Source organism: Rhizobium sp. SSA_523, from assembly GCF_030435705.1.
Lineage (GTDB): Bacteria > Pseudomonadota > Alphaproteobacteria > Rhizobiales > Rhizobiaceae > Neorhizobium.
In genome coordinates this window covers 599,908-615,697 of record NZ_CP129382.1, presented here as the reverse complement: position 1 = coordinate 615,697, position 15,790 = coordinate 599,908, and the positions used below count along the sequence as shown (strand labels likewise).

Sequence of the window (15,790 nt, the reverse complement as noted above, 5' to 3'; positions counted from 1 at the left end):
GCTCCCTTACTTCGCGGCCGACTTGACGGCGTCGCGGACGATGATCCAGGAACCCTTCGAACCGGGGACGGCACCCTTGACGAGGATCAGACCGCGATCTTCGTCGGTCGAAACCACTTCGAGGTTCTGGGTGGTGACACGCGTCTGGCCCATATGGCCGGCCATGCGCTTGCCCTTCCAGACCTTGCCCGGGTCCTGGTTGTTACCGGTCGAACCGTGCGAACGGTGCGAGACCGACACACCGTGCGTGGCCCGAAGACCGCCGAAGTTGTGGCGCTTCATGGCGCCGGCGAAACCCTTACCGATCGAGGTGCCGGTAACGTCCACCAGCTGGCCGGCCGTAAAATGGCTCGGCGTCAGCGCAGCGCCGACATCGACGAGGTTGTCGGCATCGACGCGAAACTCGACGAGTTTCTGCTTCGGCTCGACCTGGGCAACGGCGAAATGGCCGCGCATTGCCTTTGTTGTGTTCTTGACCTTTGCCTGGCCAGAGCCAAGCTGAACAGCTGTGTAGCCGTTCTTTTCGACGGTCCGCTGCGCAACAACCTGGCAGTTGTCGACGCGCAGAACCGTTACCGGAACATGTTCGCCGGCGTCGTTGTAGACGCGGGTCATTCCGACCTTCTGTGCAATTACACCTGAACGCATCGGTTCAATCCTTCTCACTCAGCCTAAGACTTTCAGCCTCAGAGCTTGATTTCCACGTCGACGCCTGCGGCGAGATCGAGCTTCATCAGCGCGTCTACCGTCTGCGGGGTGGGATCAACGATGTCGAGAAGACGCTTATGCGTGCGCATCTCGAACTGTTCGCGACTCTTCTTGTCGATGTGAGGGGACCGGTTAACCGTAAACTTCTCGATGCGGGTCGGAAGCGGAACGGGGCCCCGGACGCTAGCACCGGTGCGCTTCGCCGTCGACACGATCTCGCGCGTAGAAGCATCGAGGATCCGGTGATCGAACGCCTTCAGGCGAATGCGGATATTTTGGCCGTTCATTCGACGTTATCCTTGTTTCTCTGTTCTTCCCCGGCACCAAACTGACGGCACAGGGGCGTTTTCTCTCAAAGGCGGACCACCGGTGTCAAAGATCGAGGGGGACAGAGGAGCCAGCTCTGCTGGTCCCTATCCCCATCCACTCTTCGGGCCAAAAGCCCACCTTCTGGATTGGTCTGCCTGCCCGAAAAGTCGAAGCAGGCGGCAAATCGCGCTCGCGCGCCATTTGCTACATTTTTGTGTCACAAGCAAGGGGCTTTCGCCCCCTGCCCGCGTATTTTTTCATAGTCTCGCCGACTGGCGGCGGGCAAACTGCGCTCGCGCATGCTTGCTTGTCTTTTGGCAAAGCGCGCTTGCGCGACTTTGCCGAGAGTCCAAATAGCAAAGCGCGCTTGCGCGACTTTGCCCGTCCTTCAAAGCGTCGGCAGCTTTCGGCTCGCCGCCCAAAGCTGCCGAAATTGCCTTACTCGACGATCGAAGCGACGATGCCGGCGCCGCTGGCAAAGCGCGCTTGCGCGACTTTGCCCGCCCTTCGAAGCGTCGGCAGCTTTCGGCTCGTCGCCCAAAGCTGCCGAAATTGCCTTACTCGACGATCGAAGCGACGATGCCGGCGCCGACGGTACGGCCACCTTCGCGGATAGCGAAGCGCAGCTTTTCTTCCATCGCGATCGGAACGATCAGCTCGACGTCAACGGTCACGTTGTCGCCAGGCATAACCATTTCCGTGCCTTCCGGAAGCGTCACGATGCCCGTCACGTCCGTCGTGCGGAAGTAGAACTGCGGACGGTAGTTCGTGAAGAACGGCGTATGACGGCCGCCTTCTTCCTTCGTCAGGATGTAGGCTTCGGCCTTGAACTTCTTGTGCGGCTTGACAGTGCCCGGCTTGCACAGGATCTGGCCACGCTCGACGCCGTCACGGTTCACACCGCGGATCAGCGCGCCGATATTGTCGCCGGCCTGGCCCTGGTCGAGCAGCTTGCGGAACATTTCAACGCCGGTCACCGTCGTCTTGGAGGTGGCGCGGATGCCGACGATCTCGACTTCTTCGCCAACCTTGACGATACCACGCTCGACGCGGCCCGTCACAACCGTACCACGACCCGAGATCGAGAACACGTCTTCGATCGGCATCAGGAACGGCTGGTCGATCGGACGCTCAGGCGTCGGGATGTAGGCGTCAACCTGGGCCATCAGTTCGCGAACAGCATCTTCGCCGATGGTCTTGTTGCTGTCTTCGAGAGCGGCCAGAGCCGAGCCCTTGACAACCGGAACATCGTCGCCCGGGAAGTCGTAGGACGACAGGAGTTCGCGCACTTCCAGCTCGACGAGCTCGAGAAGCTCGGCGTCGTCAACCTGGTCCACCTTGTTCAGGAACACGACCAGAGCCGGAACGCCAACCTGGCGGGCGAGCAGGATGTGCTCGCGCGTCTGCGGCATCGGGCCGTCAGCGGCAGAGCATACCAGGATCGCGCCGTCCATCTGCGCTGCACCGGTGATCATGTTCTTGACGTAGTCGGCGTGGCCGGGGCAGTCAACGTGGGCGTAGTGGCGGTTCGCCGTCTCGTATTCGACGTGTGCCGTCGAGATCGTGATGCCGCGGGCCTTCTCTTCCGGTGCAGCGTCGATCTGGTCATACGCCTTGAACTCACCGAAGAACTTGGTGATCGCTGCCGTCAGAGACGTCTTGCCATGGTCAACGTGGCCGATCGTGCCGATGTTCACATGCGGCTTGGTACGCTCAAACTTGCTCTTTGCCATTTCAGGCTCTCCATCTGTTTCCCCGCGAAGGGCGGAGTTATTCTAGGTCTTTTTGTCTTTTAGGGGTTACCCCGGTCACTTCTGACCGGAGTACTTTGCCTGGATTTCCTGTGCGACGTTGCTCGGAACCGGCGCGTAATGATCGAAGACCATCGAATACTGTGCGCGGCCCTGAGACATGGAGCGCAGGTTATCGACGTACTTGAACATGTTGGCGAGCGGAACATGCGCGTTGATGACAACGGCGATGCCACGGCTTTCCTGGCCCTGGATCTGACCGCGACGCGAGTTCAGGTCGCCGATGACGTCGCCGACATAATCTTCCGGCGTCACGACCTCGACCTTCATCATCGGCTCGAGCAGCTGTGCACCTGCCTTCTTGGCAGCTTCACGGAAGCAGGCACGCGATGCGATTTCGAAGGCGAGAACCGAGGAGTCGACATCGTGGAAGGCGCCGTCGATGAGGGTCGCCTTGACGCCCAGCATCGGGAAGCCAGCCAGCGGACCGGAGGACAGAACGCTTTCGATGCCCTTCTGAACGCCCGGGATGTATTCCTTCGGAACGGAACCGCCGACGATCTTGGACTCGAACTTGAAGTCTTCGCCTTCCGGGTTCGGTTCGAAGATGATCTTGACGCGCGCGAACTGGCCGGTACCACCGGACTGCTTCTTGTGCGTGTAATCTTCTTCGTGTGCCTTGGTGATCGTCTCACGATAGGCAACCTGCGGAGCACCGACGGTGGCTTCGACCTTGAACTCGCGACGCATGCGGTCGACGATGATGTCCAGGTGAAGTTCGCCCATGCCGGCGATGATCGTCTGGCCCGATTCGGTATCGGTCTTGACGCGGAAGGACGGGTCTTCTGCTGCCAGGCGGTTGAGGGCGAGGCCCATCTTTTCCTGGTCGCCCTTGGACTTCGGCTCGATCGCGATCTGGATGACCGGCTCGGGGAATTCCATGCGCTCCAGGATAACCGGCTTCAGCGGATCGCAGAGCGTGTCACCCGTGGTGGTTTCCTTCAGACCGGCCAGCGCAACGATGTCGCCTGCAAAGGCTTCTTCGATGTCTTCACGGCTGTTGGAGTGCATCTGCAGCATGCGGCCGACGCGCTCGCGCTTGTCCTTGACCGTGTTCATGACCGATGCACCCTTTTCCAGCTTGCCGGAATAGATGCGGGCGAAGGTGAGCGAACCGACGAAGGGGTCGTTCATGATCTTGAAGGCCAGCATGGACAGCGGCTCGCTGTCGTCTGCGTGACGCTCGATCTCGGCTTCGGTCTTCACGTCGACGCCCTTGATGGCCGGGATATCGGCCGGCGACGGCAGATAGTCCACGACGGCATCGAGAAGCGGCTGAACGCCCTTGTTCTTGAAGGCCGTGCCGCAGAACATCGGATGGAACTTGACGTCGATCGTGCCGCGGCGAACCAGCTGGCGGATCTTCTCATTGTCCGGCATTTCGCCGTTCAGATAGGCTTCCATCGCTTCTTCGTCGATTTCGACAACCGTCTCGATCAGCTTTTCGCGATATTCCTCGGCCTTTTCCTTCAGGTCTTCCGGAATCTCGACGACGTCCCACTGGGCGCCGAGCGATTCGTCGCGCCAGACCAGAGCGTTCATTTCGATCAGGTCGACAACGCCCTTGAACTCGGTCTCGGCGCCGATCGGCAGCTGCATGACAACAGCCGTCGCACCCAGGCGGGTCTTGATCATCTCGACCGAGCGGTAGAAGTCCGCACCGGTCTTGTCCATCTTGTTGCAGAAGATCATGCGCGGAACATGATACTTCTCGGCCTGACGCCAGACGGTTTCGGTCTGCGGCTCAACGCCGGCATTGGCGTCGAGAAGCGCGATCGCGCCGTCGAGAACGCGCAGGCTGCGCTCGACTTCAATGGTGAAGTCGACGTGGCCGGGCGTGTCGATGATGTTGAAGCGGCGCATCTTGCCGTCGCGGCCCTTCCAGAAGGTCGTGGTCGCAGCCGAGGTGATGGTGATCCCGCGTTCCTGCTCCTGCTCCATCCAGTCCATGGTCGCGGCGCCGTCATGGACTTCGCCGATCTTGTGCGACTTGCCGGTGTAATAAAGGATACGCTCGGTGGTCGTCGTCTTGCCGGCGTCGATATGCGCCATGATACCGAAATTTCGGTAGTCTTCGATTTTATAGTCGCGAGCCATAGGACTGCCTTTCGGAATTCGAACGGAGAAAGATTACCAACGGTAGTGCGAGAATGCGCGGTTCGCGTCGGCCATCTTGTGGGTGTCTTCACGCTTCTTGACGGCGCTGCCACGATTGTTGGCGGCATCCATCAGTTCGCCGGAGAGACGGTCGATCATGGTGGTTTCGTTGCGCTTGCGGGCAGCCGCGATCAGCCAGCGAATGGCGAGGGCCTGCCGGCGCTCCGGGCGCACGTCAACGGGAACCTGATAGGTCGCACCACCAACACGACGCGAACGGACTTCGACGTGCGGAGCAACATTTTCGAGCGCCTGATGGAAGATCGGCAGCGGCTCCTGCTTGGCCTTGCCCTGGACCGCGTCGAACGCACCGTAAACGATGCTTTCCGCAACCGACTTCTTGCCATGCAGCATGATGGCGTTCATGAATTTGGTGACAACCAGGTCGCCGAACTTGGGATCCGGGTTGATTTCACGCTTTTCTGCTCTGTGACGTCTGGACATACGTTCTCGTCTCTTCGAATGATTGGAAGACGCCTTAACACGCGGAGGACCTCGCGCGGCGCCTGGATTGATCTAATTACTTCGGACGCTTCGCGCCGTACTTGGAACGACGCTGCTTGCGGTTCTTGACACCCTGCGTATCGAGAACGCCGCGGATGATGTGATAACGCACACCCGGCAAGTCCTTGACGCGGCCGCCACGGATCATGACGACAGAGTGTTCCTGCAGGTTGTGACCTTCGCCCGGAATATAGCCGATGACTTCAAAGCCATTGGTCAGGCGGATCTTGGCGACCTTACGCAGAGCCGAGTTCGGCTTCTTCGGGGTCGTGGTGTAGACGCGGGTGCAAACGCCGCGCTTCTGCGGGTTTTCCTGCAGAGCAGGTACCTTATTGCGCTTTACCTGTGCCTGGCGGGGCTTACGGATCAGCTGGTTTACGGTAGGCATATACCCATCCCTTGCAAAATCTTGTCTTGGACCCATCCTCCCGGGAGGACAGGCCGTGGTTTCGCCGTCTCCGGCCACAGCACACATTTCAACATGCGCAAAACGTGGCCCAGACGGAATATTCCGTTGGACCACATAAAGCAGAGGACGCATCACGTGCGTCATGCGTGCAGCATACTTGTCTTCAACGTGCGTTTTGGACGCTTGTTTGAGGCCAAGAGAGGAACAGGCGTTCCAATCGGGCAAGCCTCACATCGCTTCCGATGCCGGGCGTTTACTGTTTTACCCCCGTGACGTCAAGACCTGGAGGTAAAGAAAGTCCCCCAAGCCCTTGCGCGACGGGCGCTGCAGCGGCTAGGGTCAAAACTCAATCAGGTTTCGGGCGTGGCGCGAGCGGATTTTGTTTGCGAATAGGAGAAGAGGCTGCCGTGAAGCAAAACTCCACAAAGCCTGTTCGACGCCTTCGCAGGGAAAATCCGCCGCGTCCCGTAGGGATATGGCGAAAATCGCCCATTTCCACGTCGCGAAGCCTTGATGGATATTGGATCCACCGGCGGCTTCGCTCCTCGAACTGAACGATTTTCTCTCATACCACGCTCCAAATCCTGACTGAGTTTTGACCCTAGATCGGGAGGCCGCAGAATGCCTGCGGTCTTGGCCGCAAGGCCCGCATTAACCCTTTAACCTGGGTCATTATCCACGGTTTTGACCGGACAGGCCTGAAATCGCGATGATCCAGCAGGAGGATTTCGGCGGTTTTCGCCGAAGCAGATTATTAACCACTGTGTTTTGGTTGGCAAGCCGCTAAGTATCGGCAAGAGATACCGACTGGAACATGAGTCGCCCCTTCCAACCAGGAGTGCATCGCGATGATCACCTCGCCCGACAATGACAATAACTCCGATTCGCCGATGGTCTTCATCATCATCGGCAAGGGGTATGAAACGAAAGACAGCGAAGGCACCGATCTGCATATCCTGCTGACGGCGCCGGACGATGATACCGCCGTGCGCGAGGCCCTGAACGCGCTGTCGGAAGAAGGCTTCATCGAAGCCGATCTCGACCAGATCGGTGTCTTGACCGACGAGCCGGTCGAGGAGCCGCATGCCGCTGCCTATCAAGGCGCGCTGGAGGGAGAGGTCTCCATCATCCGCTTCGGATGAGGCGGAGCCAATCTCGCTGACCGTGCGCCTGCGCAACGGATTGAGCACGAAGGACTGAGCACGAAGGCCCGCACGAGGAACTCAGCACCAAGGACTGAGCACGAGCCGCCGATGTAGAACGAGAAAAGCGCCCGGGTCTCCCCGGGCGCTTTCTTGTTTGGTCTTACGCGACAGAAGGAGGGCGGCGGACCGCCCTCCCCGCACTTATTCGCCTGCCGGAATGGTGTCCGAGCCAGCCATATCCTGCAGCATCGGGGTCGCCGAAGAGGCACCCGTCGACTTGCGGCGCTCGTCGAGGATCATCTCGTCGCGGCCGGTTGCGATGCGGCGGATCTGCGTCATGGTCCCACCGGTACCGGCCGGGATCAGGCGGCCGACGATGACGTTCTCCTTCAGGCCCTGCAGCGTATCCATCTTGCCGGCGATCGCAGCTTCCGTGAGAACCTTGGTGGTTTCCTGGAAGGATGCGGCCGAGATGAAGGACGGCGTCTGCAGCGATGCCTTGGTGATGCCGAGCAGAACCGGCTCACCGAATGCAGGCTTTTTGCCCTCTTCCATGAGACGCTCATTGGCATCGTCCAGCTCGATGCGGTCGACATTGTCGCCCACGATATACTGGCTGTCGCCGGAATCGGTGATCTCGACCTTCTGCAGCATCTGGCGAACGATCACCTCGATGTGCTTGTCGTTGATCACGACGCCCTGCAGACGGTAGACTTCCTGGATTTCGTTCACGAGATAGGAAGCCAGAGCCTCCACACCCTTGATCGCCAGAATGTCGTGCGGCGCCGGGTTACCGTCGAGGATGTAATCACCCTTTTCGATATAGTCGCCATCCTGAAGGTGGAAGGGCTTGCCCTTCGGGATCAGGTATTCGACCGGCTCCACACCATCTTCCGCCGGCTCGATCATCACGCGACGCTTGTTCTTGTAGTCGCGGCCCATGCGAACCGTACCATCGATCTCTGCGATGATGGCATGGTCCTTCGGACGGCGAGCCTCGAACAGTTCGGCAACGCGCGGCAGACCGCCGGTGATGTCCTTGGTCTTGGCGCTTTCCATCGGAACACGCGCAAGCACATCACCCTGGCTGACCTTGTGACCGGGCTCGACCGACAGGATTGCATCGACCGACAGCATGAAGCGTGCTTCGCCGCCACGGGCGAGCTTCATGATGGCGCCGCTGGCATCCTTGATGACGATCGCCGGCTTCAGATCATTGCCACGCGGGGTCGAACGCCAGTCGATAACCTGGCGCTTCGTGATGCCGGTGGATTCGTCCGTCGATTCGAGAACCGAAATGGAGTCCACGACATCTTCGAATTCGACCGTACCGGCCACTTCGGTCAGCATCGGGCGGGTATAGGGGTCCCATTCCGCCAGGCGCTGGCCGCGCTTGACCTTGTCGGCATCGTCGACAAACAGCTTCGAACCATAGGCGACGCGCTGCGAGGACCGCTCCACGCCACGCTCGTCCAGGATCGTGATCGCCATGTTGCGGCCCATGGCAACCAGGTTGCCGTCGGAATTGCGCAGCACATTGCGGTTCTTGATCTGGATCGTGCCCTCATAGGAGGCTTCCAGGAAGGACTGGTCAACCACGTTTGCCGTACCGCCAAGGTGGAAGGTACGCATGGTCAGCTGGGTGCCCGGCTCGCCGATCGACTGCGCCGCAATGACGCCGACGGCTTCGCCCATATTGACGGGCGTGCCGCGTGCGAGGTCGCGACCGTAGCAGACAGAGCAGACGCCCGTCTGGACTTCGCAGGTCAGTGCCGAGCGAATGCGGACCGACTGGATGCCGGCCTTTTCGATCTCGATCACATGCGGCTCGAGGATCATCTGCCCGGCCTTGACGAGGTTTTCGCCGGTGACCGGGTTGTCGATGTCGTCGAGCGCGGTGCGGCCGAGGATACGTGCACCGAGCGAAGCCACGACCTGGCCGGCGTCGACGATCGCCGTCATGGTCAGGCCCTTGTCGGTACCGCAATCGACCATGTTGACGATGCAGTCCTGCGCCACGTCGACGAGACGACGCGTCAGGTAACCGGAGTTTGCCGTCTTCAGCGCGGTGTCGGCCAGACCCTTACGGGCGCCGTGAGTCGAGTTGAAGTACTCGTTCACGGTCAGGCCTTCCTTGAAGTTCGAGATGATCGGCGTTTCGATGATCTCGCCCGACGGCTTGGCCATCAGTCCGCGCATGCCGCCCAGCTGGCGCATCTGGTTCGGAGAACCACGAGCACCCGAATGGGACATCATGTAGATCGCGTTCATCGGCTTCTGGCGACCCGTCTCGGCGTCGAACTCGACCGCCTTGATGCGCGCCATCATGTCTTCGGCGACCTTTTCGGTGGCCTTGCCCCAGGCATCGACGACCTTGTTGTACTTTTCGCCCTGGGTGATCAGGCCGTCATTGTACTGCTGCTCATATTCCTTCACCAGGCTTTCCGTCTCGCCGACGATCTTGGCCTTGGTTTCCGGGATGATCATGTCATCCTTGCCGAAGGAAATGCCCGCACGGCAGGCATGGGTGAAGCCCAGCTGCATGATGCGGTCACAGAAGATGACCGTGTCCTTCTGTCCGCAATGGCGATAGACCGTGTCGATCATCTTGGAGATGTTCTTCTTGGTCATTTCCTGGTTGCAGATGTCGAAGGGCACATTGACGTTCTTCGGCAGAAGTTCGCCGATGATCATGCGGCCCGGCGTGGTTTCGAAAATGGTCGAGACCGGGTTACCCTCGGCATCCACCGTCTTGAACCGGCCCTTGATCTTCGCGTGCAGGGTGACGACCTTGTTCTCCAGAGCATGGTGCAATTCGCCCATGTCGGAGAAGGCCATGCCTTCGCCCGGCTCGTTCTGGTTCATGATCGACAGATAGTAGAGGCCGAGAACCATGTCCTGCGAGGGAACGATGATCGGCGCGCCGTTTGCCGGATGCAGGATGTTGTTGGTGGACATCATCAGCACGCGGGCCTCCAGCTGCGCTTCGAGCGACAGAGGCACGTGAACGGCCATCTGGTCGCCGTCGAAGTCGGCATTGAAGGCCGTGCAGACGAGCGGATGCAGCTGGATGGCCTTGCCTTCGACCAGGATCGGTTCGAAGGCCTGGATGCCCAGGCGGTGCAGCGTCGGTGCGCGGTTCAGAAGCACGGGATGCTCGCGGATGACCTCGTCGAGGATATCCCAGACTTCCGGCTTTTCCTTCTCGACCAGCTTCTTGGCCTGCTTGACGGTCGAGGAGTAACCCTTGGCGTCGAGACGGGCATAGATGAAGGGCTTAAACAGCTCGAGCGCCATCTTCTTCGGCAGGCCGCACTGGTGCAGCTTCAGTTCCGGACCTGTCACGATGACCGAGCGGCCGGAATAGTCGACGCGCTTGCCGAGCAGGTTCTGACGGAAGCGGCCCTGCTTGCCCTTCAGCATGTCGGAGAGCGACTTCAGCGGACGCTTGTTGGCACCCGTGATGACGCGGCCGCGACGGCCATTGTCAAACAGCGCATCGACGGATTCCTGCAGCATCCGCTTTTCGTTGCGGATGATGATGCCAGGTGCGCGCAGTTCGATCAGACGCTTCAGGCGGTTGTTGCGGTTGATCACGCGACGGTAGAGATCGTTCAGATCCGACGTGGCGAAACGGCCGCCGTCCAGGGGAACGAGCGGACGCAGATCCGGCGGGATCACCGGGACCACCTTCATGATCATCCATTCCGGACGATTGCCGGATTCGATGAAGTTCTCGACGATCTTCAGCCGCTTCATCAGCTTCTTCTGCTTCAGATCCGACGTGGTGTCGGCAAGATCCGAACGCAGTTCGCCAGCCAGCTTGTCGAGGTTCATCGAGGCCAGCATTTCATAAATGGCTTCGGCGCCGATCATGGCGCTGAACTGGTCTTCGCCATACTCGTCGATCGCCAGCATATACTCCTCTTCGGAGAGAAGCTGGTGCTCCTTGAGCGCCGTCAGGCCCGGCTCGGTGACGATGTAGTTCTCGAAATAGAGAACCCGTTCGACATCCTTCAGCGTCATGTCGAGCAGGGTGGCGATGCGCGAGGGCAGCGACTTCAAGAACCAGATATGGGCAACCGGAGCTGCCAGTTCGATATGGCCCATGCGCTCGCGCCGAACGCGCGACAGCGTGACTTCCACGCCGCACTTTTCGCAGATGATGCCCTTGTACTTCATGCGCTTGTACTTGCCGCACAGGCACTCGTAGTCCTTGATCGGCCCGAAGATGCGCGCGCAGAAAAGACCGTCGCGTTCCGGCTTGAACGTACGGTAGTTGATGGTCTCCGGCTTCTTGATTTCGCCGTAGGACCAGGAGAGAATCTTCTCGGGAGATGCGATCGAAATGCGGATCGAATCGAACTGCTGCGCAGGCACCTGCGGGTTGAAAAGATTCATGACCTCTTGGTTCATGCCTATCTCCTTATGGGGCTGTTCGCCCTCGGCTTGCAGACGGTACCGGCCCTACTGTTCCCGGGGGAGCCGATCCGCCGCCTAAAACGGTCATAGCCGCGAAATGCGGCGAAATTCCCCTACCCTTCTCCTTAAACGGGAAACGGGCGGGGCAGCGCGCGCCAGAGCGGCGCGCGCTTCGATCTTCTCGATCTTATTCCGCTGCGTCGGGCAGCTGGCCGGGCTCGTTCGGGTCGATCTTCGAGTTCTCGAGTTCGACGGAAAGGCCGAGCGAGCGCATTTCCTTCACGAGAACGTTGAAGCTTTCCGGAATGCCGGCTTCGAACGTATCGTCGCCACGCACGATCGCTTCATAGACCTTGGTCCGGCCAGCCACGTCGTCCGACTTGACCGTCAGCATTTCCTGCAGGGTGTAGGCGGCACCATAGGCTTCCAGAGCCCAGACCTCCATTTCCCCGAAGCGCTGACCGCCGAACTGCGCCTTGCCGCCCAGAGGCTGCTGCGTCACGAGCGAGTAAGGACCGATCGAACGGGCGTGGATCTTGTCATCGACCAGGTGGTTCAGCTTGATCATGTACATGTAGCCGACGGTCACCTTGCGGTCGAAGGCTTCACCGGTACGGCCGTCATAGAGGACGGACTGACCGGATTCATTCAGACCAGCCTTCTTCAGCATGGCGGCGACGTCGGGCTCATGCGCACCGTCGAAGACCGGCGTTGCGATAGAGACGCCACGCTTTGCCTCTTCGGCCAGCTTCACCAGCGATTCGTCGTCGAAACGAGCCACTTCGTCATGGGATTCGCTCGCATAGATTTCCGTCAGCTCGCTGCGCAGCTCGCTGATGTCCATCGTCTTGCGATACTCCTCCAGCATGTCGCCGATCTTCTTGCCCATGCCGGCGCAAGCCCAGGCAAGGTGGGTTTCGAGGATCTGTCCGACATTCATGCGCGAGGGAACGCCGAGCGGGTTCAGGCAGATGTCGACATGGGTTCCGTCTTCGAGGAACGGCATGTCTTCCACGGGCACGATCCGCGATACGACGCCCTTGTTGCCATGACGGCCGGCCATCTTGTCGCCCGGCTGGATCTTGCGCTTCACGGCGACGAAGACCTTGACCATCTTCATGACGCCCGGAGGCATTTCATCGCCGCGCTGGACCTTTTCGACCTTGTCCATGAAGCGCTGCTCAAGGCGCGACTTGGATTCATCGTACTGGCCGCGCAGAGCTTCGATCTCAGCCTGAACCTTTTCGTCTTCGACGGCGAACATCCACCATTGCGAGCGCGGATATTCCGAAACGATCGCGTTGGAGAGCTCGACGCCCTTCTTGAAGCCCTTCGGTCCGGCGACCGATACCTGGCCGCGCAGCATGTCGACCAGACGGCCATAGACGTTGCGGTCCAGAATGGCCTGCTCGTCATCGCGGTCCTTGGCCAGGCGCTCGATTTCCTCGCGCTCGATCGCCATTGCGCGCTCGTCCTTTTCCACCCCGTGGCGGTTGAAGACGCGCACTTCGACGACTGTGCCGAATGTACCGGGCGGCATGCGCATGGAGGTGTCGCGCACATCCGATGCCTTTTCGCCGAAGATGGCGCGCAGAAGCTTTTCTTCCGGCGTCATCGGGCTTTCGCCCTTCGGCGTGATCTTGCCGACCAGGATATCGCCCGGCTGAACTTCCGCACCGATGTAGACGATACCGGCTTCATCGAGATTCTTCAGCGCTTCTTCCGATACGTTCGGAATGTCGCGGGTGATTTCTTCCGGACCAAGCTTGGTGTCGCGGGCCATCACTTCGAATTCTTCGATATGGATGGAGGTGAACACGTCGTCCGAGACGATGCGCTCCGACATCAGGATCGAATCTTCGTAGTTGTAGCCATTCCACGGCATGAAGGCGACGAGTGCGTTGCGGCCGAGCGCCAGATCGCCGAGATCCGTCGAAGGACCGTCTGCGATGATATCGCCCTTGGCAATCACGTCACCGACATTCACCAGCGGACGCTGGTTGATGCAGGTGTTCTGGTTCGAACGCTGGAACTTCTGCAGGCGATAGATATCAACGCCCGACTTTCCGGCATCCAGATCTTCCGTCGCGCGGATAACGATACGCGTCGCATCCACCTGATCCACCACGCCGCCGCGGCGGGCGGCGATCGCAGCGCCGGAATCGCGGGCAACGACAGGCTCCATGCCGGTACCGACGAAGGGCGCTTCTGCCCTGACCAGCGGCACGGCCTGGCGCTGCATGTTCGAACCCATCAGCGCGCGGTTGGCGTCGTCGTTTTCCAGGAACGGAATGAGAGCGGCGGCAACCGAAACGAGCTGCTTCGGCGAGACGTCCATCAGGTTGATGTTGTCGCGCGGAGCGAGCATCACTTCACCGGAATGGCGGCAGACGACGAATTCCTCGGAGAAGGATCCGTCACCATCCAGCGGCGCATTGGCCTGCGCGACGTAATACTTGGCCTCTTCCATGGCGGAGAGGTAGATCACGTCATTGGTCACCCGGCCCTCGACGATCTTGCGGTACGGGCTTTCGATGAAGCCGTACTTGTTGACGCGGGCGAAGGTGGCAAGCGAGTTGATCAGGCCGATATTCGGGCCTTCCGGCGTTTCGATCGGGCAGATACGGCCGTAATGGGTCGGGTGAACGTCTCGCACTTCGAAGCCGGCACGCTCACGGGTCAGACCACCCGGTCCAAGAGCCGAAAGACGACGCTTGTGAGTGATTTCCGAGAGCGGGTTCACCTGGTCCATGAACTGCGACAGCTGCGAGGAGCCGAAGAATTCGCGAACCGCGGCGGCGGCCGGCTTGGCGTTGATCAGATCCTGCGGCATGACAGTATCGATTTCGATCGACGACATGCGTTCCTTGATCGCGCGCTCCATGCGGAGCAGACCGAGGCGGTACTGGTTTTCCATCAATTCGCCGACGGAGCGGACACGACGGTTGCCGAGATTGTCGATATCGTCGATTTCGCCCTTGCCGTCGCGCAGATCGACCAGCATGCGAACCACCGCAAGGATGTCTTCCTTGCGCAGGGTACGCACCGTATCCGGGCAATCGAGGTCCAGACGCATGTTCATCTTGACGCGACCGACGGCCGAAAGGTCGTAGCGCTCCGCATCGAAGAACAGCGAGTTGAACATGGCTTCGGCCGATTCCATGGTCGGCGGCTCACCCGGACGCATCACACGATAGATATCGAAGAGCGCATCCTGGCGGTTCTCGTTCTTGTCGGCGGCAAGCGTGTTGCGGATATAGGCGCCGACATTGATATGGTCGATGCCGAGAACCGGGATCTCGTCGAAACCGGCATCCAGCATCAGCGCCAGGGACTTCTCGTCGATTTCGTCGCCGGCTTCGAGATAGATCTCGCCGGTTTCGAAATTGACGATGTCTTCGGCGAGATAGTTGCCGTAGAGGTCGTCATTGCTGGCCTTGAGGGCTTTCAGGCCCTTGTCCGACAGCTGCCGCAGCAGGCGCGGCGTCAGCTTCTTGCCGGATTCGACCACGACTTCTCCGGTATCGGCATCGATCATGTCCGACAGCGTCTTGGCACCCTTCAGCGTTTCCGGCTGGAAGGGAATGCGCCAGCCATCGCCGGCGCGCTCATAGGTCGACTTGGTATAGAAGGTCGACAGGATGTCTTCGCCGTCCATGCCGAGCGCCATCAGCAGCGAGGTCGCAGGGATCTTGCGGCGGCGGTCGATACGCGCATAGACGATGTCCTTGGCGTCGAACTCGATGTCGAGCCAGGAACCGCGATAGGGGATGACGCGCGCGGCAAACAGAAGCTTGCCCGACGAATGGCTCTTGCCCTTGTCGTGATCGAAGAACACGCCCGGCGAACGGTGCATCTGGGAGACGATGACGCGCTCGGTACCATTGACGATGAAGGTACCGTTATCGGTCATCAGCGGCATGTCGCCCATGTAGACCGACTGTTCCTTGATGTCCTTGATCGACTTCGAACCTGTGTCCTCGTCGATATCGAACACGATCAGGCGCAGCGTCACCTTCAGCGGCGCTGCATAGGTCAGGTCGCGCTGGCGGCATTCCTCGACGTCGAATTTCGGCGGCTCGAATTCGTAGGACACGAATTCCAGCATGGAGGCGCCGGAGAAATCGGTGATCGGGAAAACCGACCGGAAAACGGCGTTCAGCCCCTCATCGGGGCGGCCGCCTTCCGGCTCTTCAACCATCAGGAACTGATCATAGGATGCCTTCTGAACCTCGATGAGGTTTGGCATCTCAGTGACTTCGGGGATCTTTCCGAAAAACTTGCGTACGCGCCTGCGACCGTTGAACGAAAGGGTCTGAGCCATC

At 59.9% G+C, this 15,790-nt stretch carries 9 protein-coding genes; 1 reads left to right on the top strand and 8 read right to left on the bottom strand.

Annotated elements, in window-relative coordinates:
* Positions 1 to 6 precede the first annotated feature (6 nt).
* The 6 genes from rplC to rpsL form a co-directional block, all read right to left on the bottom strand.
* Positions 7 to 648, bottom strand: coding sequence for a 50S ribosomal protein L3 (gene rplC / locus QTJ18_RS11200; protein WP_252754716.1), 642 nt, complete (start codon positions 646 to 648; stop codon positions 7 to 9).
* A gap of 38 nt (positions 649 to 686) precedes the next feature.
* Positions 687 to 995: a 30S ribosomal protein S10 gene (gene rpsJ, locus QTJ18_RS11195; RefSeq protein ID WP_003547547.1), complete on the bottom strand. Its 309-nt coding sequence runs from the start codon at positions 993 to 995 to the stop codon at positions 687 to 689.
* Between the two features lie 579 nt (positions 996 to 1,574).
* Complete coding sequence (gene tuf / locus QTJ18_RS11190; protein WP_301557802.1) at positions 1,575 to 2,750, bottom strand: elongation factor Tu; 1,176 nt, start codon at positions 2,748 to 2,750, stop codon at positions 1,575 to 1,577.
* A 75-nt stretch (positions 2,751 to 2,825) separates the two neighbouring features.
* On the bottom strand, positions 2,826 to 4,925 hold the full coding sequence (gene fusA / locus QTJ18_RS11185; RefSeq protein WP_252755586.1) for an elongation factor G: 2,100 nt from the start codon (positions 4,923 to 4,925) through the stop codon (positions 2,826 to 2,828).
* Positions 4,926 to 4,958: 33 nt separating this feature from the next.
* The gene (gene rpsG / locus QTJ18_RS11180) at positions 4,959 to 5,429 is read right to left on the bottom strand and encodes a 30S ribosomal protein S7 (RefSeq protein WP_252755585.1); all 471 of its coding nucleotides are present in this window, start codon (positions 5,427 to 5,429) and stop codon (positions 4,959 to 4,961) included.
* Positions 5,430 to 5,505: 76 nt separating this feature from the next.
* Positions 5,506 to 5,877 (bottom strand): 30S ribosomal protein S12, encoded by a 372-nt coding sequence (gene rpsL / locus QTJ18_RS11175; RefSeq protein ID WP_003507760.1) that lies wholly within the window; start codon positions 5,875 to 5,877, stop codon positions 5,506 to 5,508.
* Positions 5,878 to 6,746: 869 nt separating this feature from the next.
* On the opposite strand from rpsL, the gene QTJ18_RS11170 reads away from it, so the two are divergent.
* Positions 6,747 to 7,040 carry a transcriptional regulator gene (locus QTJ18_RS11170; protein WP_252755584.1) on the top strand — a complete coding sequence of 98 codons (294 nt, stop codon included), beginning with the start codon at positions 6,747 to 6,749 and terminating at the stop codon, positions 7,038 to 7,040.
* A gap of 204 nt (positions 7,041 to 7,244) precedes the next feature.
* Here the strand turns inward: QTJ18_RS11170 and rpoC are convergent, their stop codons facing one another.
* Positions 7,245 to 11,459 (bottom strand): DNA-directed RNA polymerase subunit beta', encoded by a 4,215-nt coding sequence (gene rpoC, locus QTJ18_RS11165; protein ID WP_252755583.1) that lies wholly within the window; start codon positions 11,457 to 11,459, stop codon positions 7,245 to 7,247.
* A 193-nt stretch (positions 11,460 to 11,652) separates the two neighbouring features.
* Complete coding sequence (gene rpoB, locus QTJ18_RS11160; protein WP_252755582.1) at positions 11,653 to 15,789, bottom strand: DNA-directed RNA polymerase subunit beta; 4,137 nt, start codon at positions 15,787 to 15,789, stop codon at positions 11,653 to 11,655.
* Position 15,790 lies beyond the last annotated feature (1 nt).